The sequence below is a fragment of the Actinomadura terrae genome (assembly GCF_022751215.1).
In the GTDB taxonomy this organism is placed as follows: Bacteria; Actinomycetota; Actinomycetes; order Streptosporangiales; family Streptosporangiaceae; genus Spirillospora; species Spirillospora terrae.
On the sequence record NZ_JAICDG010000007.1, the window covers coordinates 39,795 to 61,241 of the forward strand.

Here is a 21,447-nt window from a genome sequence, read left to right on the forward strand (position 1 = left end):
TGCCATGCCCGTCATCTCCTACGACCCGCCGGACAGGTTCGTCGCCGGCGCCGTCGGCCGGCCTGGGGACCGCGCCTTCTTCCTCCAGGCCCGCTCCGGCCGCCGCGTCACCAGCGTCGGCCTGGAGAAGTTCCAGGTGACGCTGCTCGCCGAGCGGCTGGAGGAGCTGCTCGACGAGGTGCTGCGCCGCAGCGGCGGGGACGCGCCCGTCCCGGCCGTCACGCCCTCGGAGCTGCGCGACGACGGCCCCCTCGACCAGCCCGTCGAGGAGGAGTTCAAGGTCGGCACGATGGCCCTCGCCTGGGACCCCGACGACGAGCAGGTCGTGATCGAGGCGCAGGAGGTCACCGAGGGCGAGGACGAGGACGCCGAGGTCGGCGAGGACGACCCCGCGATCGCGGTCCTGCGCGTCCGGATCAGCGCCGCGCAGGCCCGCGCGTTCGCCGAGCGGGCGCTGAAGGTCGTCGCGGCGGGACGTCCCCCCTGCCCCCTGTGCGGGCTGCCCCTCGACACCGAGGGGCACGTCTGCCCCCGCCAGAACGGATACCTCGGCTGACATGGCGCCCCATCCGACCACGGGCCCGGCCATCGGCTGGATCATGGACGCGCCGCCCGGGAGAATGAGCGCATGACACAGTCCTCCCGGGACCGGGCCCCCGCCGGCGACGGTCCCGCCGGGCAACCGGTGTCCCCCCTGGACGCCCCCGCCGCCGAGAGCCTCCTGCTCGCCGGGCGGCTGTCGGTCGAGGGGCGGCTCGTCCAGGCGTCCAACGCCACCCTGTACTGCGCCATCGAGCACGAGGGCCGCGCCGCCCACTGCGTCTACAAGCCCGTCGCGGGCGAGCGCCCGCTCTGGGACTTCCCCGACGGCACCCTCGCCGAGCGCGAGGTCGCGGCCTACGAGGTCTCCAAGGCGATGGGCTGGGGCACGGTCCCGCCGACCGTCCACCGCGACGGCCCCTACGGTCCCGGCATGGTCCAGCTCTGGGTCGAGCCCGACCCCGACATCGACCTCGTCGCGCTGTCGCGCTCCGACGACGACCCCGTTCGCCGCATGGCGGTGTTCGACGCCGTCGTCAACAACGCCGACCGCAAGATCGGCCACCTGCTGCCGCCCGGCGACGGCCGCGTTTACGGCTGCGACCACGGCGTCTGCTTCTCGGTCGAGTACAAGCTCCGCACCGTCCTGTGGCAGTGGCGCGGCAAGCCGCTCACGCCCGAGGCGGTGGAGGCGCTCGGCCGCGTCGACCAGGCCCTGCGCGGCGGCCCGCTCGCCGCGCGCCTCGCCGAGCTGCTCACCGCCGAGGAGGTCGAGGCCACCCGGCGCCGCGTCGAGCTGATGCTGAAGCACCGCATCCACCCCTACCCCCCCGAGGACTGGCCCGCCATCCCCTGGCCGCCGCTGTAGATCGTCCCCCGGAGTACCCGGCGCGCACCCCGCGCGCGGAACGGAACCGGCTTGGTGCTCCAATGGTGGACATGTGCACGGCGGTCGTGAGTTTTGAGCCCTCCTCGCCCATTCCCGTCCTCCTCGTGGGTGTACGCGACGAGTTCGTTGCCCGCTCTTGGGAGCCGCCCGGCCGGCACTGGGACGACCGTCCCGGCCTCGTCGGCGGGCGCGACCTGCGCGCCGGAGGGACGTGGCTCGCGGTCGATCCGGAGGCGCGGCGCGTCGCGACCGTGCTGAACGGGCGGGGCCGGATGGCGCCGCCGGACGGCAGGGCCACGCGCGGCGTGCTGCCGCTGCGGATGGCCGCCGACGGCAAGCTCGGCGAGCTCGACCTGCCGGCGTTCGACCCCTTCTACCTGGTGTGCGCCGAGACCGACCGGGTGCGGCTGTGGACGTGGAACGGCGAGACGCTGGTGGAACGCTCCCTCGCACCCGGCCTCCACATGATCGTCAACAGCGGACTGGAGGGCGAGGGCCGGCTGGAGGGGCAGACCGAGGACGCCTACATGGAGGCCAGGCTCGCGCACTTCCGCCCCCGGTTCGCCGCCGCGCGGCGTCCCGTCCCGGGGGAGGGGCCGGTGGCGGAGGCGTGGGACGAGTGGTTCGCGCTCGTCGCCGGGGACGGCGTCGAGCGCACGGACCGGCGGGCCCTGCTGCCGCTCATCGACCTCGGCGAGGGACGCGTGTGGGGGACCACCTCGGTCAGCCTCACGGCGCTGTCCGCGCGGGGCGTGCGGTACGACTTCTCCGCCGTGCCCGGCGACGCCGCGTCTTGGAACCGCGTGCTCTGAGGCGCCGCCCGGCACCGTCCTCTGCACAACTCGCCGCGCCTCGCCCTGCCCCGGCGCGCGTTCTGATGTGTTCTGAGCTGCGCTGACACGTTCTGGTACGGGCGCGGAGACCGGCCGGTACCGGCGTTCGGGCACGCCCGCCTGACCCTGGGTGCTAGCTTGACTACCTATCGCGATCTTCGGTTGCGGGGGAGTCCGGGATGGCTTGGGGGCGCACTGCGGCGGGCTCGGCGGCGGGCGCGGCGGTCGCCGTTCCGTACGGCGGGGCGCGGCGGGTGCGGGGCCGGTCCCCGCTCCAGCTCGCCTGGGCGCGCTTCCGCCGCGACCGGGCCGCCGTCGCCGCGCTGGGCCTGCTGGCGCTCATCGCCCTGTTCGCGGCGCTCGCGCCGCTCTGGGCGCGCTGGACCGGCCACCCCTACGGCGCCACGTTCCCCAAGACCGGCCTGGACGTGAACGGGCAGCCGCGCGGGCCCGGCGCGGAGTTCTGGCTCGGCGCCGACCAGCTCGGCCGGGACGTGTTCGTCCGCGCCGCCTACGGGGCGCGGATCTCGCTGGTCGTCGGGATCTCCGCGGCGCTGCTCGCCTCGGCGGCCGGGACGGTCGCGGGCATGCTCGCGGGCTACGTCGGCGGCGTCCTCGACACGCTGCTGGCGCGGCTGATGGACGTGACGCTCGCGCTGCCCTACCTGCTGGTGGCGATCACGCTCGCGACGACGTTCCAGATCTCCTCGGTCGGCGCGAGCCTGACGATGACGATCCTGGTGATCGCGTTCTTCTCGTTCGCGGCGTTCGGCCGCGTCATCCGGGGGCAGGTGCTGTCGCTGCGGCGCGCGGAGTTCGTCGAGGCGGCCCGCTCGCTCGGCGCGTCCGACGCCCGGATCATGGTCGCGGACGTGCTGCCCAACCTCGCCGCGCAGATCACGGTGCTGACCTCGCTGCTCGTCCCCGCCTCGATCGTGTTCGAGGCGACGCTGTCGTTCCTCGGCGTCGGGGTCCGGCCGCCGATGCCGAGCTGGGGGTCGATGCTCGGCGAGGGCGGCGAGGTGTTCCGGACGGCGTGGTGGCTGCTCGCGGCCCCCGGCGTCCTGCTGCTGCTGACCACGCTGTCGTTCAACCTCGTCGGCGAGGGGATCCGCGACGCCCTCGACCCGCGCGGGGCGCGCCCCGGTGATCGGCTGGGCGAGCACCACACTGAGCGGCGGGGGGAGCGGCGGCGGTGACGCGGTTCCTCCTCCGCCGCCTGCTGTACGCGGTGGTCGTGCTGTGGCTGGTGTCCACGCTCGTGTTCGTGTTCCTGCACGTGTCGCCGATCCCGGTGGAGCGGGTGATCGGCGGCCCGCGCGCGACCGCCGACACGCTCGTCCAGATCCGCCGGAACCTCGGGCTCGACCAGCCCGTCCTCGTCCAGTACTGGCGGTTCCTGCGGCGGCTCGCGCTGGGCGACCTCGGCGACTCCTACGTCAACGGCGTCCCGGTGGCGCGGCTGATCGCCGACCGGCTGCCGACGACGCTGTGGCTCGTCCTCGGCGCGGGGCTCCTGGCGTTCGCGGGCGGGGTCGTCGCGGGTGTGCTCAGCGCGACCCAAGCGCGGAGCCTGTGGGACCGCGCGGCGACCGTGCTGGTGCTGCTCGGGCTGTCCACGCCGCCGTTCGTGATGGCGCTGGCGCTGCTGTACCTGTTCGCGACCGGCGCCGGCGGCGCGGGCCTCTTCGAGGCGGGCCCGCCGCTCCAGGAGCACTTCCTGCGGCGGATGGTCCTGCCGTGGGTCGCGCTCGCGTTCCTCATGGCCGCCGCCTACACGCGGCTGACGCGCGGGGCGATGCTGGACGTCCTCGGCGAGGACTACGTCCGCACGGCGCGGGCCAAGGGGCTGACCCGGCGGCGGGTCGTCTACCGGCACGGGCTGCGGGCGGCGCTGACCCCGGTCGTCACCCAGCTCGGCGTGGACCTCGGCGCGCTGGTCGGCTCCACGATCGTGACCGAGAAGGTGTTCGGCCTCCAGGGCGTCGGCCAGCTCGTCTACCAGTCGATCGCGCTCGGCGACACCCCGGTCATCATCGGCGTGACGCTGGTGGTGACGCTGTTCGTGACCGTCGCGAACCTCGCCGTGGACGTCGGGTACTCGCTCCTGGACCCGCGCGTCCGGCTGGCCTGAGGGCGCCCCCGGCGCCCTGACCGGCGGGTCCGTCCGCCCGTCGGACACACCGCCCGGACACACCGGGGCAGTAGGGGTGATCTCGGAGTAATCCCGTCGACCGCGCATGGATAAGCTTTCGGTATGCGATCGTGGCACGCCTCCGATGTCCCTCATCTCTCCGACGCGGGACTGCCCGCCGCGACGCGGCCGCTGCGCCTGCACGACACGGGGACGGGCACGGCGCGTCCGGTGGAGCCCGGCGCCACCGCCCGCATGTACGTGTGCGGCATCACCCCCTATGACGCGACGCACATCGGCCACGCCAACACCTATCTCGCCTTCGACCTGGTGAACCGGGTGTGGCGCGACCTCGGCCACCGCGTCCACTACGTCCAGAACGCCACGGACGTCGACGACCCGCTGCTGGAACGTGCCCAGCAGACCGGCGAGGACTGGCGCGCGCTCGCCGACCGGGAGATCGAGCTGTTCCGCGCCGACATGGCGGCGCTGCGCGTGCTGCCGCCCGACCAGTACATCGGCGCGGTCGAGGCGATCCCGATGATCGTCGAAATGATCGAGAAGCTGCGCGCGAAGGACGCCGCCTACGAGGTCGGCGGCGACATCTACTTCCCCGTCGGCGCCGACCCCGACTTCGGGGCGGTCAGCCGCCTGACCCGCGCGGAGATGGCGCCGCTGTTCGCCGAGCGCGGCGGCGACCCGGACCGCCCCGGCAAGCGCGACCCCCTCGACCCGCTGCTGTGGATGGCGCGGCGCCCCGGCGAGCCCGGCTGGGAGTCGCCGTTCGGGGAGGGCCGCCCCGGCTGGCACGTGGAGTGCTCGGCGATCTCCGTGGAGTACCTCGGGATGGCGTTCGACGTGGAGGGCGGCGGCTCCGACCTCGCGTTCCCGCACCACGAGATGAGCGCCTCGCACGCGCAGGTCGCCACCGGCGAGCGCCCGCACGCCCACTCCTACGTCCACGCGGGCATGGTCGGGCTGGACGGCGAGAAGATGTCCAAGTCGCGCGGGAACCTGGTGTTCGTGTCGGCGCTGCGGGAGGCGGGCACCGACTCGATGGCGATCCGGCTGGCGCTGCTGGCCCACCACTACCGCTCCGACTGGGAGTGGACGCGCGCCGAGCTGGACGCGGCGTCCGCCCGTCTCGCGCGGTGGCGCGCAGCCGTGGCGCTCCCGGCGGGCCCGGACGCGGCGCCCGTCGCGGCCGCCGTGCGCACCGCCCTCGCCGACGACCTCGACGCCCCGGCCGCCGTGGCCGCGGTGGACGCCTGGGCCGACGCGGCCCTCGGCGCGGGCGGCGCGTCGGCGTCGGCGCCTTCGCAGGTCGCCGCGGTGGCGGACGCCCTGCTCGGCGTCACACTCTGACCGTCATCTCAGCCCGGCCGTCACTTCGTCACGTAGCAGTCCCAGTTCGCGGGCGTGCCCGCGTCGCCGCGCAGCCGCGCCTCGGCGCCCGGCGCGTACTGCGACGCGCACACCTGGGTCATCGTGATCTTCGTGTCGACACCGATGTCCCCGTCGGGGGCGCAGTACCAGTCGTGGCTGCGGAAGGAGGCCTTGCGACCGCGCGCCGCGCAGTAGCGCTGCGGGTCGGGGGAGCCGAGCACGACGGGCTCCGGCGGCGGGTCGCTGGTGCCGGGGGCGCCGCCGCCGCTGCGCCCGCCGCCGGGACGGGTGCCCTGGCCGGGCCCGGGCCGCTCGGGCTCGGAGGTCGTGGACGGTGACGTCCGCGTCGGCGACGGTCTGGCGGAGGTGTGCGCGGACGTCCTTCCGGAGGCCGTGCTCCCCGGCGTCGTCGCGGCACCGCCGCCCACGGACGGCGACGGCGGCGTCCAGGAACTGGGCGGTGCAGAACCGGGCGACCCGCTTGGCGGTCTCGGCCTCGCGGACGAACCGGGCGCGCGCGGTGCCGTCCTCGTCGAACTGGAGCCGCAGCAGCTTGACCGCCACGCGCCCGCCGTCGGGCCGGGCGCCGAGGAAAACCGTCCCCTGGGCGCCCGACCCCAGCCGTCCGAGCGTTTCGTAGCGGCCGAGCCGCGTCGGGTCGTGCGCCTGCGACGGCCGTGCCTCCGGCACATGCCCCCTTCCGTCCGGTCGCGTGCGGACCACCGGCCGGTCGAACGCGAGCCGGTCACAGCAGGCCCGCGAGCCGGTAGAGGACCAGCGATCCGGCGACGGCGACGTTCAGGCTGCTCCCGCCCCCCACCATAGGGATCTCCACGGCGAGGTCGAGCAGGTCCAGCGCCTCGCCGGGTATCCCGTGCCGCTCGTGGCCGAGGACGGCGACGGTCCTGACCCGCGCCGGGGGCAGGTCGGCGAGCCGGACCGCCTCGTCGGCGAGTTCGACGCCGACGACGCGGGAGCCGCCCTCCCGCTGGCGTTCCAGCCAGCCGAGCGGATCGTTCACCCAGTGCACGCACGACTGCTGGCGGAGGGTGTTGCCGCGGTCGAGCGCGTCCGGCACCCAGGGGAACCGGGGGACGGCGAGGCAGGCGCCGACGGCGTCGCAGGTGCGCAGCAGCGTGCCGAGGTTCGCGCCGTGCAGCGGCCACAGCGGGGCCGCGATGAGGTGGTCCCAGCAGGAGTGCGCGCGGCTCCTGCGCTGCCGCCGCAGCTCGCGGGGGCGCCTGACCCGGATCGCTGGGGGCATGCCGCCGCGGGCCGTCGTGCCGCGGGTCACCGTGCGGGGGCGCTGCCGCCCTCCAGGGGTCGATGCGTCATGTTGGGGCGCAGTTCGCGGCCTGCGCGGGCCATCGCCGTCGTTCGTGTCACCGCCGGCCGGGTCACCGTTGATCGACTCACCGCCGACCGGCCGGGGGCGGCCATTCTAACCGGGGTCGCGGCGGCGGAGGTAGCGCTCGAACTCGCGGGCGATCGCGTCGCCGCTGGCCTCGGGCAGCTCCGTGGCGTCCTTCTGCTCCTCCAGCGTGCGGACGTACTCGGCGACCTCGGAGTCCTCCTCGGCGAGCTCGTTGACGCCGTTCTCCCAGGCCCGCGCCTCCTCGGGCAGCTCACCGAGGGGGACGGTGACGTCCAGGAGGTCCTCGACGCGGCGCAGCAGCGCCAGCGTCGCCTTGGGGGAGGGGGGCTGCGCCACGTAGTGCGGGACCGCCGCCCACAGCGACACGGTGTCGAGGTCGGCCTTCGCGCACGCGTCCTGGAGGACGCCGAGGATGCCGGTGGGGCCCTCGTACCGGGCGGGTTCCAGGTGCAGGGTGTTGACCAGGCCCGCCTCGGACGCGGCGCCGGTCACCGGCACCGGGCGGGTGTGGGGGGCGTCCGCGAGCAGCGCGCCCAGCAGGACGACGTTGCCGATGTCCAGCTCCAGCATCAGCCCGACCAGCTCCCGGCAGAACGAGCGCCAGCGCATGTTGGGCTCGATGCCGTGCACGAGCACCACGTCGCGGCCGTTGGGGAGCCGCGCCCAGGAGATGCGGGTGGTGGGCCAGGTGATCCCGCGGGTCTCCCCGTCGATCATCTCGACGATCGGGCGGGTGACCTGGAAGTCGTAGTAGTCGTCGGGATCGAGTTCGGCGATCGGCACCGCCTCCCAGGTGGACTCCAGGTGCTGGATCACCCCGCTCGCGGCCTCTCCGGCGTCGTTCCACCCCTCAAAAGCGGCCACAAGCACCGGATCGACGAGTTCCGGAACGCTTTCGAGCTCGACCACGCGCTGCCTCCTTCCGACGTCGGTACAGCGTCACCGCGGGGGCCGTCATTCCCGGGCCGGGGGACCCGCTCATGATCGGTGGCTGTCAGCCTACGTCCTGACAGTGACCTACCCCACCCTTCCGGGACCAGACCCCGCCGCTGTACGCCGGAGGCGGAACCCGGGTCACGATCGTGTCACCCGCGCCGACGGCGCGGGTTACGCGCGGGCCGTCCGCAGCCGGCCGTGCGGATCACCGCCGGAGGGCCGCGCCGGTCACCTGCCGTCGGTCGTGCGGACGATCAGGACGTCGCACGGCGCGCGGTGCGACAGGCTCGCCGGGACCGAGCCGAGGATGCGGCCGGCGAGGGTGTTCAGCCCCCGGTTGCCGACCACGACGAGGTCCGCCGCGCGCTCCCGGGCGAGGCGGGCGATCACGTCGACGGCCTCGCCCTCGACGGCGGCCTGCTCGATGTCGGCGGCGCCCGCGGCGACGGCCCGCCCGCGCGCGGCGCGCAGCGCGTCGTCGGCGGGGGTGGAGCCCTGCACCTTGTAGGCGAGGTCGCCGAGCTGCTCGGCGGCGCCCGCGCGCTGCCGCGCGGGCATGGGGCTGTAGGCGGTCGCGAGCAGCAGGGTGGCGCCGGTGGCGGCGGCCAGCTCCGCCGCCCGGTCGACGGCGCCGAACGAGGAGTCCGACCCGTCGGTGCCGACCAGGATGACGCGGTAGCCGCTCATGCCGCTCCTTCTCTCGTGTTCACTCGCCCATGGCCACGCCGGGTCTACCCGTTGGTAGCTTCCGGGCACGGTACAGGTCCGGTGGCCCTTCCGTCACCGTCCGCGGCGGACCCGGACGCCTCCCGGCCATCTTTTCGTGCGGTCATCCAGGTACTTTCGACACATAAGCACCGTTCAACGCATAGGGAGCACCGTGACCCGTGAGGGGCCCCAGGCCGTCCTGTTCGACATGGACGGCCTACTGATCGATTCCGAGCGCGTCTGGTTCGAGGTCGAGTCGGAGGTGATGGCGCGGCTCGGCGGGACGTGGACCCCCGCGCACCAGGAGCGGCTGGTCGGCGGCTCGCTCGTGATCGCCGTCGACTACATGCTGGAGCTGACGGGGTCGTCCGCGCCGCGCGAGGAGGTCGGGCGGCGGATGCTCGACGGGATGGTCGAGCGGCTCAGCGCCGCCGTCCCGCTGATGCCGGGCGCCAAGGAGCTGCTGACCGAGCTGCGCGAGGCGGGCGTCACCGCCGCGCTGGTGTCCTCCAGCCACCGGGCGCTGATCGAGCCGGTGCTGGACGCCGTCGGCCGCGAGTACTTCGCGCTGAGCGTGGCGGGCGACGAGGTGTCGCGCACCAAGCCCGACCCCGAGCCGTACCTGACGGCCGCCGCCCGGCTCCGCGCCGAGCCGGCCCGCTGCGTGGTGCTGGAGGACTCCCCGAACGGCGTCGCGGCGGCCGAGGCGGCGGGCTGCGTGACGGTAGCGGTGCCGAGCGTCCTGCCGATCCCGCCCGCGCCCGGCCGGACCGTGGTGGCGTCCCTGCGCGAGCTGGACCTGGCACGCCTGTCGTCCCTGGTGGGCTGAGCGGGCCCCGCGTCTCACCCTCGGGTCCCGGGCCCGGGGGCGGGACGCCGCCCACCGGTGCGGCGCCGGGTCACGCGCAGGTATGAGGACGCGGCGCCGGAACCGTCCGGCAGGAGGAGCGCAAAAGCCCGCCGGCATGTGACGATGAGAGGAAGGACGCGGGGAATGAGAGGCAAAGATGAGTGACGCGGCCATCTTCGCGATCAGCCTGGGAGTGACCGTGCTCGGGCTCGTCATCAGTTGGGGGCTCTACAGCCGCCGCGGGGCCGGCGCCGCGCTGCGCGGCGCCGCGTGGTCGCTGGTGCCGCTCGCGGCGGCCATGACCGGCGTCACCGAGTTCTTCGTCGACCTCGCCTTCAGTCCGGTGAAGTGGGCGGGCGTGGCGCTGACCGGGGTGGCCGTCCTGCTGTACCTGACGTCCGGCGTGATGCTCGGCCGCCGGGCGGACGGCGAGGGCGCGCCCGCCGCCGAGGGCGGCGGCCGCAAGGCCGCCAAGCGCAAGGGCAAGGCGCCCAAGGGCGAGGTCGGCCAGGCCCCCGCGGGCGACCCCGACCTGATGGAGATCGAGCAGATCCTCAAGAACCGGGGCATCAAGTAGCGTCCGCACCCGCTCAGGGAGCGGCGATCGTCCGGCCGAGCGAGGTCAGCGCGTGCCGGACGTGGCGCCCGTGCCGGACGCTCGTGATCAGCCCCGCGCGCCGCAGGATCTTGGCGTGCTCGGAGGTCACCGAGACGCTCATGCCGATGCGCACGGCCAGCTCGGACGTGCCGCACGGCACCGGCAGCGCGCGCAGGATGCCGGCGCGCGTCTGCCCCACCAGCCCGGCGAGCGCGTCCTCGTCGTCGCCGCCCGCGGGCGCGGGCGCGGGCGTCCTCGGGCGGGGCTCGGGAACCGCGTAGGCGACCAGCACGGTCCCGTCGGGCAGGCCGCGCACGAGCGGGTCGCCGTCCCAGTAGGCCAGCGGCAGCAGCACCAGCCCGCCGCCGCCCGGCGTGATCTCCGCGTCCGCCGCGCCGCGCACCTCCACCGCGCCGGCCCGCCACCGCATCAGCGGGCTCAGCCGGTCGATCGCGGACGCGGCGCCGTGGTGCAGCAGCGTCTCCCCGAACCGCGCGGCCTCGGCGTCGAACGCGGCGAGTACACCGCTCCAGTGGGGGAGCAGGCAGGCGACGAAGCAGGACTCCAGCGCCCGCACCAGGCGGTCGGCCGCCCCGGGGCGGCCCGCGGCGAGGGCCCGCAGCCACTCGGAGGAGCGGCCGTCCCGCAGCGCCGGGCCCAGCTCGCTCCCGGCGCCGCGCCTGAGGGCGGCGCGCACGTTCCCGAGCGCCGCCGGCAGGTCGGGCTCGATCGGCGCGAGGAACGTGGGCCCCGGCCCGGTGGAGGGGATCACGTCGAGCAGCGGGCGCGCCGACGAGGGGAAACGGTCGATCGCGCGTTGGACGCCGGTGCCCCCCACCCGGCCGGCGCGCCGCGTCGCCTTCCACACGCGGACGCCCGCGTAGACCTCCATGAGCGGGGCCGGGGCCCGGGCGAAGCGCATCCGGGCCACATCGTCGATATTCACCTTCAGGCGGAGCATGCGGATCCCCCCGTCGCCCTCTGGATTGGCGGTTCGTCGATTTCGCCCGAGCCGGCACCGGGCCGATAGGGCGCGGGCGCGGCGGTGCCGGGCTCGCGCCGCCGCGCTCGTGCCGCCGGGAAATGCGCCCACGGGATCGGTAACGGACGATGGGAATACAACGGTGTGAATCGTTCCTGGCAGGAGATGGCAGTGCGGTGGCAGAAGACGGCGGCGGGCGGCGCGGCAGGTGAGACCGAGGAGGCCCATGGCCGTCCCACCCGCCGGAAACGGGCCATGGAGTGGATCACCGATGACCGGTGAGCGGCGTCGCCCCGCCCCGCAGAAGCGACCTGACGCTGGGTGACGGACTATTTTGATAACAGGCTGGAAGGTGCGAAGTGACGGCCTGGACTGGACACCTCTGCACGATAGAAAAAGCGAGGTAAGGGCATCAATGTGATGCGAATCACATGATATTCCGCGCCGAATTTCCGCTGGGCCCGTGGGTGGGCTCCGTTTTCGGTCCCGCGACCGAATGGCGGGGCTTGGGGAAACAAACCGGCGGTCGCACGGTCATGGCATGCGCGCCGGGCCCCACCGGGTGAGACGTCGTCTCGTCCGGACGGGTGGACGCCCCGCCGCGTCACCCCCTCGGGACGGAGGTGCCCCGGGGACCGGTTACCGTGGGGTCGGCAGAAGATGATCAGTGACGGACCGTGGTCGGCGGGAGCGTGTCCCTTAAAAGGGACGGCAGCGCTCGGAGGCGGCCCCGGGCGCCGTCGGGAGGCGTCGCGAGGACGTCGGAAGAACGTCGGAAGGGAGGGGACGCCGCGCCGGAGCGGCCCGCCGATGGGGGGCCGGGAGCCGGGCGCGGGGCCGCTCGCGCGTGGGGACGCGGGTGCGGCCGGTCTCCGGGGGGAGCGCCGGGGCTCGTGTGACCGGAGTGGCGGGAGAACGGGGCCGGGACGGCCGCGATCCTGACCGCCCGTCATGGCGGGCCGCGTGACCTGCGGAGGTTCGATCTCGGAACGGACTCGGTACGGTAAAGCTTGCCGGTCTAGACCGGGTTCGGGTTGCCGTCAGGGGTGCCGGTGAACGTACTATTCGGGCGATTTGTCCGGAGTGATGTGCGGGCACGTGTGCCCAAGATGACGACGAGATCACAAGTCAGATACGGGTACTGGCGAAGGTCGCCTCACGGATGGACAGTCGTGCCCGAAGGACTACGTTTCCCTTCAGCAAACGCGGCGTAACGGGCACCGAGGCAGCGGACGATCTTCGCGGCCTCCCGGGCGCGTGCGCCGGTGGCAGTGTGGCCCGAAGGGGTAGGAGGTACGGAGCGTGACCGCACCGATCGAGGTTTCCGGAGCGGAGGGCGAGGCCCAGCCGGAGGCCGTCCTTGCGGGCGTCGACCGCAAGGCGATCCAGGGTCGTTCCCTCGGCCAGATCGCCTGGATGCGGCTCAAGCGCGACAAGGTCGCCATCAGCGGCGGGATCGTCGTGCTGTTCCTGATCGTGTTGTCGCTTCCGGGCGTCACCGGCCTCGTCGTCGGCTGGCTCGGCAGCCCCCCCAACGAGTTCCACCAGAACCTGGTGGACGCGACGCTGGGCGGCCCGACCAAACCGTTGGGCGGCATGAGCGGCGACCACATCTTCGGCGTCGAGCCCATCAACGGGCGCGACCTGTTCAGCCGCGTCCTCTACGGGGCGCGGGTCTCCCTGCTCATCGGCGTGCTCGCCACGCTCGTGTCGGTCGTGATCGGCACGGTGATGGGCATTACCGCGGGCTACTTCGGCGGGTGGGTCGACACCCTGATCGCCCGCACGATGGACGTCTTCCTGGCCTTCCCCCTGGTGCTGTTCGCGATCTCGCTGGTGGGCGTGATCCCCCCGGGCCTGTGGGGATTGGAAGGCAACAACCTGCGGATCGCGATCCTGGTGTTCATCATCGGGTTCTTCAACTGGCCCTACATCGGCCGGATCATCCGCGGGCAGACCTTGTCGCTGCGCGAGCGCGAGTTCGTCGACGCCGCGCGCAGCATGGGCGCGCGCAACTCCTACATCCTGTTCAAGGAGATCCTGCCCAACCTGGTCGCGCCGATCCTGGTGTACTCCACCCTGCTGATCCCGACCAACATCCTCTTCGAGGCCGCGCTGTCGTTCCTCGGTGTCGGCATCAACCCGCCCGACCCCTCGTGGGGCGGGATGCTGTCGCAGGCCACCGAGCTGTACTCGGTCGCCCCTCACTTCGTGATCGTCCCCGGTCTCGCCATCTTCGTCACCGTCCTGGCCTTCAACCTGCTCGGCGACGGTCTGCGCGACGCCCTGGACCCACGGGCCCGATGACCCCGGCGAACGTCCGGTATTAGCGAAAGGGAACTGATGAAATCTCCCAAGGTGGTGACCAGCGCGGCGGCGGGGATCGTCGTCCTGGGCCTCGGGCTGTCGGCCTGTGGCGGCGGTGACGACGACGGAGGCGGCGGCAGCGGCGGCGCCAAGTTCGACGCCGGCTCCACGGCGGTCGTCAACGTCTCCGACCACAAGGGCGGCGTGCTGAAGTTCGCGCAGCCGGACGACTTCGAGTCGCTGGACCCCGCGAACATCTACTACGCCTACGGGCTGAACTTCGTCCGGATCTTCTCCCGGTCGCTGATGACCTACAACTCCAAGCCGGGCCTCGAGGGCTCCAAGATGGTCCCCGACCTGGCCGAGGCGCCGGGCACCGCGACCAACGGCAGCAAGACCTGGACCTACAAGCTCAAGCGCGGCGTCAAGTACGAGGACGGCACCGAGGTCAAGGCCAAGGACATCAAGTACGCGGTCGCGCGCACCTTCGACCGCGCCGTCCTGCACAACGGCCCGTCCTACTTCCCGCAGCTGCTGGACGTCGGCGGCAAGTACGAGGGCCCGTTCAAGGACAAGAACCTCGACAACTTCAAGGGCGTCTCCACGCCCGACGACTACACCGTCGTGTTCAACCTGAAGGCCCCGTTCAGCGAGTTCGACCAGGTCGTCGGCTTCTCCGGGCAGACCGCTCCGGTCCCGGCCGCCAAGGACACCGGCGTCCGCTACGGCATGCACCCGGTCTCGACCGGCCCGTACAAGCTCCAGGGCGACTACACGCCGAAGAAGGGCGGCACCTGGGTCCGCAACACCAACTGGGACCCGGCGACCGACCCGAACCGCAAGCAGCTGCCCGACAAGATCGAGGTCCAGTCGGGGCTGAAGGCGGAGGAGATCGACAGCCGCCTCCAGGCCGGCACCGTCCAGATCGACCTCCCGGGCTCGGGTGTGCAGGCCGCCGCGCGGCAGCAGATCCTGACCAACCCGAAGCTGAAGGCGAACGCCGACAACCCGCTCGCCGGCTTCCACTGGTACATCCCGATCAACGTCAAGAACATCCCGAACATCGAGTGCCGCAAGGCGATCGTGTACGCGGCCGACCGCTCGGCGATGTACCGCGCCTACGGCGGTGAGGTCGGCGGCCAGGTCTCGACCTCCATCCAGCCGCCGGCCGTCCAGGGCCGTGAGAAGGGCACCGACTTCTACACGAAGGCGGACCCGACCTACACCGGCGACCAGGCGCAGGCCAAGGCCTCGCTCGCCAAGTGCGGCCAGCCGAACGGCTTCTCCACGAACATGATCTTCCGGAGCGACCGGCCGAAGGAGAAGGCGACCGCCGAGGCGCTCCAGCAGGCCCTCGCCAAGGTCAACATCAAGCTCAACCTCAAGGGCTACCCGTCGGGCACCTACACCAACGAGCAGCTCGGCGCGCCGAAGTTCATGGAGAAGCAGAAGATCGGCCTCGGCACCTACGGTTGGGCCCCCGACTGGAACACCGGCTACGGCTACCTCCAGCCCGTCTCCGACGTCGACGCGATCGTCCCCACCGGCAACGCCAACGCCGAGGAGCTGGACGACCCGCAGGTCAACAAGATGTGGGACGACGTCGTCGCGGTCCAGGACCCGGCGCAGCGTGCGAAGATCTACAACCAGATCGACGCCAAGATCCGTGAGGACGCGGCGATCCTGCCGAACGTGTACGCCAAGTCGCTGCTCTACCGCCCGACGAACCTGACGAACGTCTACTTCCACGCGGGCTACGGCATGTACGACTACGCCAACCTCGGCGTCACCGGCTGAGCGCACGGTTCCCGAGCTACCTGAGAGAAGGCAGGTGAAGGCATAGGGCGGTCGCCGGGGGGATCCCCCGGCGACCGCCTGGGCCGGAGACTGTGGTCGCATTCATTGTTCGCCGCCTGTTCGGCGCGGTGGGGTTGCTCCTCATCATCAGCGCGGTGACGTTCGCCATCTTCTTCCTTGTGCCCCGCGCCGCCGGTGTCACCACCGACGACATCGCGGGCCGCTTCGCCGGCAAACAGCCGGACGCGGCGACCCTCGCGGCGATCAAGGACCGGTTCGGGCTCGACGACCCGATCCCGGTGCAGTACGGGAAGTTCATCAAGGCGATCGCCGTCGGCGACACCTACGACACGGGCACCGAGAAGATCGACTGCCCGGCGCCGTGCCTCGGCTACTCCTTCCGCACCAACCAGTCGGTGACCGACCAGCTCGTGGACCGCGCGCCGGTCACGTTCATGATCACCGCCGGTGCGGCCGTGCTGTGGCTGGTGGCGGGGGTGTCGATCGGCATCCTGTCCGCGCTGCGCCGAGGGACGATCTTCGACCGGGCGGCGATGGGGGTGGCCCTCGCGGGCGTGTCCCTGCCGATCTTCTTCACGGGCCTGCTGTCGCTGGCGTTCATCGTCCACCGGTGGGAGATCCTTCCCGCGGTGAACTACAGCGGGCCGAGCGACAACCCGTTCAACCTGCTGCTGCCGTGGATCTGCCTGGCGTTCCTTTACGCGGCGATGTACGCGCGGCTGACGCGAGCGGGCATGCTGGAGACGATGAACGAGGACTTCATCCGCACGGCCCGCGCCAAGGGGCTGCCGGAGAAGACGGTGGTGCTCAAGCACGGCCTGCGCGCCTCGCTGACGCCGATCATGACGGTGTTCGGCCTGGACGTCGGGCTGGTGCTCGGCGGCGCGATCATCACGGAGAAGACGTTCTCGATTCCGGGCCTCGGCCAGCTCGCGCTGGACGGGGTGAACCAGAGCGACCTGCCGGTCGTGCTCGGTGCCACGATGACCGCGGCGCTGTTCATCGTGCTCGCCAACCTCGTCGTGGACATCCTGTACGGCGTCATCGACCCGAGGGTGAGGCACAACTGATGGCACGCAAGCGACAGGCCGAGCTGGTGAACGACACCGGCGAGACCGCCGCCGGGCGCGGCGCGCCCACCGCGTTCCTCGAGGTGCGCGACCTGAAGATCCACTTCCCGACCGACGACGGCCTGGTGAAGTCGGTGGACGGGCTGTCGTTCAACCTGGAGCGGGGCAGCACGCTCGGGATCGTGGGCGAGTCCGGCTCGGGCAAGAGCGTGACCAGCCTCGGCATCCTCGGGCTCCACAACCGGAGCAACGCGAACGTCTCCGGTGAGATCTGGCTGGACGGGACGGAGCTGGTCGGCGCGTCCCAGAACGAGGTCCGCCGGCTGCGCGGCCGGAAGATGTCGATGATCTTCCAGGACCCGCTGTCGTCGATGCACCCGTTCTACACGGTGGGCCAGCAGATCATCGAGGCCTACCGGGTGCACAACGACGTGTCCAAGCAGGTGGCGCGCAAGCACGCCATCGACATGCTCGGACGGGTCGGGATCCCCAAGCCCGACCAGCGGGTGGACGACTACCCGCACCAGTTCTCGGGCGGCATGCGGCAGCGCGCGATGATCGCGATGGCGCTGTCGTGCGACCCGGAGCTGCTGATCGCCGACGAGCCCACGACCGCGCTGGACGTGACCGTGCAGGCGCAGATCCTGGACCTGATCCGCGACCTCCAGCAGGAGTTCAACTCCGCGATCATCATGATCACCCACGACCTGGGGGTGGTCGCCGAGCTGTCGGACGACATCCTCGTGATGTACGCGGGGCGCTGCGCCGAGTACGCCTCGGTGGAGGACGCCTTCCACCGTCCGCTGCACCCCTACACCTGGGGGCTGCTCGGGTCGATGCCGCGGCTGGACCGGGAGCGCAGCGAGCGGCTGATGCCGATCAAGGGGACGCCGCCGAGCCTGATCAACGTCCCGGAGGGGTGCGCGTTCAACCCGCGCTGCGCCTACTGTGACCTGACGGGCGGCAAGAGCACGACCGAGCGGCCCGAGCTGCTGGAGGTCGAGCCGGGCCACAAGGCGGCCTGCCATCTCTCGCTGGAGCAGCGGCGGGAGATCTGGGACTCCGAGATCCGGCCGAAGCTGTGACGAGCACGGGTGGGAACGAGACTGTGAGCACTGAGAAGACCCCCGGGGACGCCCCGGCGGACACCGCGGAGCAGCCGTCGCCGGCGCCCGGCGGCGCCGCGGCCCCCTCCCTGGCCAAGGAGACGCGTCCGGTGCGGGACGGCGAGTTGCTGCTGGAGGTGGACAACCTCGGCAAGCACTTCCCCGTGACGGCGGGGCTGCTGCGCCGGCAGGTCGCGGCGGTGAAGGCCGTCGACGGCGTGACGTTCTCGGTCCGCAAGGGCGAGACGCTCGGGCTGGTGGGCGAGTCGGGCTGCGGGAAGTCCACCACCGGCCGGATGATCATGCGGCTGCTGGACCCGAGCTTCGGGAAGATCACCTTCGAGGGCGAGGACATCACGAAGATGTCCCAGGGGCGGCTGCGGCCGCTCCGCCGCGACCTCCAGATGATCTTCCAGGACCCGTACTCGTCGCTGAACCCGCGCAAGACGGTCGGCGCGATCGTCGGGGCGCCGTTCCGGCTCCAGAACATCGAGGCCAAGCAGGGCGTGAAGAAGGCCGTCCAGGAGATCCTGGAGCTGGTCGGGCTGAACCCCGAGCACTACAACCGGTACCCGCACGAGTTCTCCGGCGGGCAGCGGCAGCGCATCGGCATCGCCCGCACGCTCGCGCTGAAGCCGAAGCTGATCGTCGCGGACGAGCCGGTGTCGGCGCTGGACGTGTCGGTGCAGGCGCAGGTGGTGAACCTGCTGGAGGACCTCCAGGACGAGCTCGACCTCACCTACGTGGTGATCGCGCACGACCTGTCGGTGGTGCGGCACATCTCCGACCGGGTCGCGGTCATGTACCTCGGGAAGATCGTCGAGCTGGCGGACCGGGCGGACCTGTACGAGCGCCCTATGCACCCCTACACCAACGCGCTGCTGTCGGCGGTGCCGATCCCCGACCCGAGCGAGCGCGGCGACCGGCAGCGGATCCGGCTCCAGGGCGACGTGCCGAGCCCGCTGGACCCGCCGCCCGCCTGCCGGTTCCACACGCGCTGCTGGAAGGCGCAGGACATCTGCAAGCAGGTCGAGCCGCCGCTGGTGGAGCTCAGCCCGGGCCACCAGGCCGCGTGCCACTTCCCGGAGAACACGACGGTGAGCGCGACCGACGAGGTCGCCCGCGCCGCGGTCGCTCCGGCGGCGGGCGCCACGGCGGCGGAGGAGTCCGCCCCGGAGGCCTGACCGTCCCCCTCGCGCGCGAGGACGCGTGAGGACCCGGCGCCGCGCGGGCTGAACCGGCTGCTCGGCATCGGGTCACTTCCCACGCGCGAGGACCCGGCCGGCTGTTTGAAGGCTGACGCGTGGTCGGATTCGTCCGCCTCACGCGCGCGGGGACCCGGCGGCGCTCATGGGCGTGGCCCACGGCCATGAGCGTCCACCTCGCGCGCGAGGACCCGGCCGGCTGTTGAAGGCCAGGCGTGGTCGGAATCGTCCGCCTCCGGCGCGCGGGGCCCGACGGCGCTCAGGGGCGTGACCCACGAACCGTGCGCGTGCGCCCTACGCGTGAGGACCCGGCCCCTTTCCCGGGGCCGGGTCCTCGGCTTTTCAGGGGGTGCGGGCGAGGGCGTCGCCGAGGGGCGTGCGGTGGTACAGGACGGCGCGTCCGGCGCGGGCGCGGTCGGCGAGCCCGGCGCGCCGCAGGACGGCGAGGTGGTCGCCGACGGCGCCGGGCGCGACGCCGAGGGCGCGGGCGAGCTGGGTGGTCCCGGCGGGCTCGTCCAGGGCGAGCAGGACGCGGGCGCGGGTGCGGCCGAGGAGCGCGGCGAGGGCGCCGGGCGCGGCGGGCGGCGCGGACTCCCACAGCGCCGAGATGCCGCGCGCCGGGTAGATGAGCGTGAAGGGCCACGGCGCCTCGGTGTGCGCGGCGATGCCGGGCCAGACGAACACCGACGGGATCAGCAGCAGGCCGGTCCCGCCGAGCGGGACGGTCTCGGCGGGCCGCAGGCCGAGCAGGTCGATGCCGCGCTCGCGCCAGCGGACGCGGGGGTGCAGGTCGCGGAGGGCGGCCTCCCAGCCGCCGCCGCTGAGCCGCCCGGCGCGGTGCAGGACGTCGCGTTCGCAGATGGCGCGCAGCCGGGGCCACTCGGGGGCCAGCAGCGCCCGCCAGGCGGCCTCCAGCGCGTCGGCGACGGCGAGGTGGGCGTCGGGGCGGGCGAGGACGGCGCGGGCGCGCTCCCCGGCGCCGGGCCGCAGCCGCAGCGCGTGCGCGATCTCCCGGCGGGCGACGTCCGGCGGGGTGGCGCGGACGGCGTCCAGGTCGTCCTCGATCGTCTGCGCGAGGCCGCGCGGCGGGGGAGCGACGAACGCGGCGCCGTACCGGGCCGTCTGGAGCGCGAGGACGGCGTCCAGGTGGGTCGCGGCGCGCAGCGCGTCCAGCTCGGGCCGCAGCCGCTCGGCCCACGCGCCGGGCAGCGCCCGCTCGGACAGGCCGGTGAGGGCGCGCAGCAGGCCGTTCAGCTCGAACAGCGGCGACAGCGCGAACCGGCTGTGCAGCAGGTCCTCGGCGGTCGCCTCAAGGCGGATCACGGCCCGACCTTACGTCAGGGGACGTAAACGTCGCCGCGCCGCCCGGCGTCGGCGAGGGTGGCCGGATGATGGGGGTCGGGAAAGGGGAGGGCCGCGCCGGGTACCGGGACGCGCTGGCGGAGCCGCGGTTCCGGGTGCTGTTCGGGACGCGGACGCTGGCGATCGCGGCGGACACGCTCCGGATGATCGCGCTGTCGGTGCTGGTCTACGGCCGGACGGGGTCGCCGCTGCTCGCGGCCGTCGCCTACGGCATCGGGTTCCTGCCGCAGCTCGCGGGCGGGGCGCTGCTCGGGTCGTTGGCCGACCGGCTCCGCCCGCGCCGGCTGATCGCGGGCGCCTACGCGCTGGAGGCGGCCGCGGCGCTCGCGCTGGGCCTGGTGGAGATGCCGGTGGCGGCGGCGCTGGCGCTGGTCGCGGTGGTGGCGTGCGCGACGCCGGTGTTCGCGGGCGCCTCGAACCGCCTGGTCGCCGAGGTGCTGGACGGCGACGCCTACGTGCTGGGCCGGTCGCTGATGACGATGGCCTCGGCGGCGGCGCAGCTGCTCGGGCTGGCGTTCGGCGGCCTCGCGGTCGCGGCGGTCGGCGCCCGGCACGCGCTGCTGGTCGCGGCGGCCGCGCACCTGGCCGCGGCGCTGCTGGTGCGGGTACGGCTGCCGGACCTGCCTCCCCCGCCGGGGGCAGGGGGAGGATCGGTGGTGGGGGAGAGCTGGGCGGGGAACCGGCGGCTGCTCGCGGACCCGGCGGTGCGGGCGCTGCTGCTGGCGCAGTGGCTGCCGCCCGCGTTCGTGGCGGGCGCCGAGGGCCTCCTCGTCCCCTACGCGGGCGTCCGCGGGTACGGGGGCGCGGCGGCGGGGGTGTTGCTGGCGTGCTCGGCGGCGGGGATGCTGCTGGGCAACCTCGCCGGGGGGCGGCTGCTCGGCCCGGCGGCGCGGGAGCGGTTCGCGGTGCCGCTGATGGCGCTGTTCGGGCTGCCGCTGCTGCCGCTCGCCCTGCCGGTGCCGCTGCCGGCCGCGGCGGCGCTGCTGCTGCTGTGCGGGTGCGGGTTCGCCTACGAGCTGGGCGTCCAGCGGCCGTTCGTGGACGCGCTGCCCGCGGACGGGCGGGGGCAGGCGTTCGGGCTGCTGTCGACGGGCCTGATGACCTTGCAGGGCGTGGGGCCGGTGGTGCTGGGCGCGCTGGCGGAGGTTCTGCCGGTCGGGCAGGCCCTGGCCTGCGCGGGCGCCGCGACGTCGTTGACGGCCCTGTGCCTGCGGGGCCCGCTGCGGCGGGCCCGGAGCGTGCCCCTCACGCCCTCCCCGGCGGACGCGGCGTAACCGGCGGCCCCTTGAAAAGGGGGAACGCCCCGTCCGCTGTGTGGGCCGTACGGGGCGTTCCGGCGCGGGTCCGC

The 21,447-nt window shown here is 73.3% G+C and carries 20 protein-coding genes; 14 read left to right on the forward strand and 6 right to left on the reverse strand.

Annotated features, from left to right (window positions below; genetic code table 11):
* The first annotated feature begins 4 nt into the window (after window positions 1-4).
* The 6 genes from K2F47_RS34255 to mshC all read left to right on the forward strand — a co-directional run bounded on the left by K2F47_RS34255 (window position 5) and on the right by mshC (window position 5,761).
* Window positions 5-556: a DUF3090 domain-containing protein gene (locus K2F47_RS34255; protein ID WP_242910309.1), complete on the forward strand. Its 552-nt coding sequence runs from the start codon at window positions 5-7 to the stop codon at window positions 554-556.
* 72 nt (window positions 557-628) lie between these two features.
* Window positions 629-1,408 carry an SCO1664 family protein gene (locus K2F47_RS34260; protein WP_242910310.1) on the forward strand — a complete coding sequence of 260 codons (780 nt, stop codon included), beginning with the start codon at window positions 629-631 and terminating at the stop codon, window positions 1,406-1,408.
* A 71-nt stretch (window positions 1,409-1,479) separates the two neighbouring features.
* Complete coding sequence (locus K2F47_RS34265) at window positions 1,480-2,241, forward strand: NRDE family protein (RefSeq protein ID WP_272497895.1); 762 nt, start codon at window positions 1,480-1,482, stop codon at window positions 2,239-2,241.
* A 200-nt stretch (window positions 2,242-2,441) separates the two neighbouring features.
* A complete protein-coding gene (locus K2F47_RS34270) occupies window positions 2,442-3,461 on the forward strand; it encodes an ABC transporter permease (RefSeq protein ID WP_242910312.1) in 1,020 nt (339 codons plus the stop codon).
* Window positions 3,458-4,396: an ABC transporter permease gene (locus K2F47_RS34275; protein ID WP_242910313.1), complete on the forward strand. Its 939-nt coding sequence runs from the start codon at window positions 3,458-3,460 to the stop codon at window positions 4,394-4,396. The genes K2F47_RS34270 and K2F47_RS34275 overlap by 4 nt, the downstream gene beginning before the upstream one ends.
* A 123-nt stretch (window positions 4,397-4,519) precedes the next feature.
* Window positions 4,520-5,761, forward strand: coding sequence for a cysteine--1-D-myo-inosityl 2-amino-2-deoxy-alpha-D-glucopyranoside ligase (gene mshC, locus K2F47_RS34280; RefSeq protein WP_242910314.1), 1,242 nt, complete (start codon window positions 4,520-4,522; stop codon window positions 5,759-5,761).
* Between the two features lie 20 nt (window positions 5,762-5,781).
* On the opposite strand, the gene K2F47_RS34285 is transcribed toward mshC, so the two are convergent.
* From K2F47_RS34285 to K2F47_RS34300, 4 genes are all read right to left on the reverse strand, one after another.
* Entirely contained in the window at window positions 5,782-6,210 is a 429-nt protein-coding gene (locus tag K2F47_RS34285; protein ID WP_242910315.1) for a hypothetical protein, read from the reverse strand.
* Between the two features lie 317 nt (window positions 6,211-6,527).
* Complete coding sequence (locus K2F47_RS34290; RefSeq protein WP_242910316.1) at window positions 6,528-7,046, reverse strand: TrmH family RNA methyltransferase; 519 nt, start codon at window positions 7,044-7,046, stop codon at window positions 6,528-6,530.
* Between the two features lie 177 nt (window positions 7,047-7,223).
* Window positions 7,224-8,066 carry a PAC2 family protein gene (locus K2F47_RS34295; protein ID WP_242910317.1) on the reverse strand — a complete coding sequence of 281 codons (843 nt, stop codon included), beginning with the start codon at window positions 8,064-8,066 and terminating at the stop codon, window positions 7,224-7,226.
* A gap of 255 nt (window positions 8,067-8,321) precedes the next feature.
* Window positions 8,322-8,780 (reverse strand): universal stress protein, encoded by a 459-nt coding sequence (locus K2F47_RS34300; protein ID WP_242910318.1) that lies wholly within the window; start codon window positions 8,778-8,780, stop codon window positions 8,322-8,324.
* Window positions 8,781-8,973: 193 nt separating this feature from the next.
* On the opposite strand from K2F47_RS34300, the gene K2F47_RS34305 reads away from it, so the two are divergent.
* Both K2F47_RS34305 and K2F47_RS34310 read left to right on the forward strand, forming a co-directional pair.
* A complete protein-coding gene (locus K2F47_RS34305; RefSeq protein ID WP_242910319.1) occupies window positions 8,974-9,630 on the forward strand; it encodes an HAD family hydrolase in 657 nt (218 codons plus the stop codon).
* Window positions 9,631-9,808: 178 nt separating this feature from the next.
* A complete protein-coding gene (locus K2F47_RS34310; RefSeq protein WP_242910320.1) occupies window positions 9,809-10,228 on the forward strand; it encodes a hypothetical protein in 420 nt (139 codons plus the stop codon).
* Between the two features lie 13 nt (window positions 10,229-10,241).
* Here the strand turns inward: K2F47_RS34310 and K2F47_RS34315 are convergent, their stop codons facing one another.
* Window positions 10,242-11,210 carry an ArsR/SmtB family transcription factor gene (locus K2F47_RS34315; protein ID WP_242910321.1) on the reverse strand — a complete coding sequence of 323 codons (969 nt, stop codon included), beginning with the start codon at window positions 11,208-11,210 and terminating at the stop codon, window positions 10,242-10,244.
* 1,323 nt (window positions 11,211-12,533) lie between these two features.
* Between K2F47_RS34315 and K2F47_RS34320 the strand changes: the two genes are divergently transcribed.
* From K2F47_RS34320 to K2F47_RS34340, 5 genes are all read left to right on the forward strand, one after another.
* Window positions 12,534-13,538, forward strand: a complete 1,005-nt coding sequence (locus K2F47_RS34320) for an ABC transporter permease (RefSeq protein ID WP_242910322.1) — start codon at window positions 12,534-12,536, stop codon at window positions 13,536-13,538.
* Window positions 13,539-13,574: 36 nt separating this feature from the next.
* Window positions 13,575-15,335 (forward strand): ABC transporter substrate-binding protein, encoded by a 1,761-nt coding sequence (locus tag K2F47_RS34325; RefSeq protein ID WP_242910323.1) that lies wholly within the window; start codon window positions 13,575-13,577, stop codon window positions 15,333-15,335.
* 92 nt (window positions 15,336-15,427) lie between these two features.
* Window positions 15,428-16,426: an ABC transporter permease gene (locus K2F47_RS34330; RefSeq protein WP_242910324.1), complete on the forward strand. Its 999-nt coding sequence runs from the start codon at window positions 15,428-15,430 to the stop codon at window positions 16,424-16,426.
* Complete coding sequence (locus K2F47_RS34335) at window positions 16,426-17,511, forward strand: ABC transporter ATP-binding protein (RefSeq protein ID WP_242910325.1); 1,086 nt, start codon at window positions 16,426-16,428, stop codon at window positions 17,509-17,511. Before K2F47_RS34330 ends, K2F47_RS34335 begins: the two co-directional genes overlap by 1 nt.
* A 110-nt stretch (window positions 17,512-17,621) precedes the next feature.
* A complete protein-coding gene (locus K2F47_RS34340) occupies window positions 17,622-18,716 on the forward strand; it encodes an ABC transporter ATP-binding protein (RefSeq protein ID WP_272497929.1) in 1,095 nt (364 codons plus the stop codon).
* A 363-nt stretch (window positions 18,717-19,079) separates the two neighbouring features.
* Here K2F47_RS34340 and K2F47_RS34345 read toward each other — a convergent pair whose 3' ends face one another.
* Window positions 19,080-20,060: a DUF5937 family protein gene (locus tag K2F47_RS34345; protein ID WP_242910326.1), complete on the reverse strand. Its 981-nt coding sequence runs from the start codon at window positions 20,058-20,060 to the stop codon at window positions 19,080-19,082.
* 65 nt (window positions 20,061-20,125) lie between these two features.
* On the opposite strand from K2F47_RS34345, the gene K2F47_RS34350 reads away from it, so the two are divergent.
* Window positions 20,126-21,373 carry an MFS transporter gene (locus tag K2F47_RS34350; protein ID WP_242910327.1) on the forward strand — a complete coding sequence of 416 codons (1,248 nt, stop codon included), beginning with the start codon at window positions 20,126-20,128 and terminating at the stop codon, window positions 21,371-21,373.
* Window positions 21,374-21,447 lie beyond the last annotated feature (74 nt).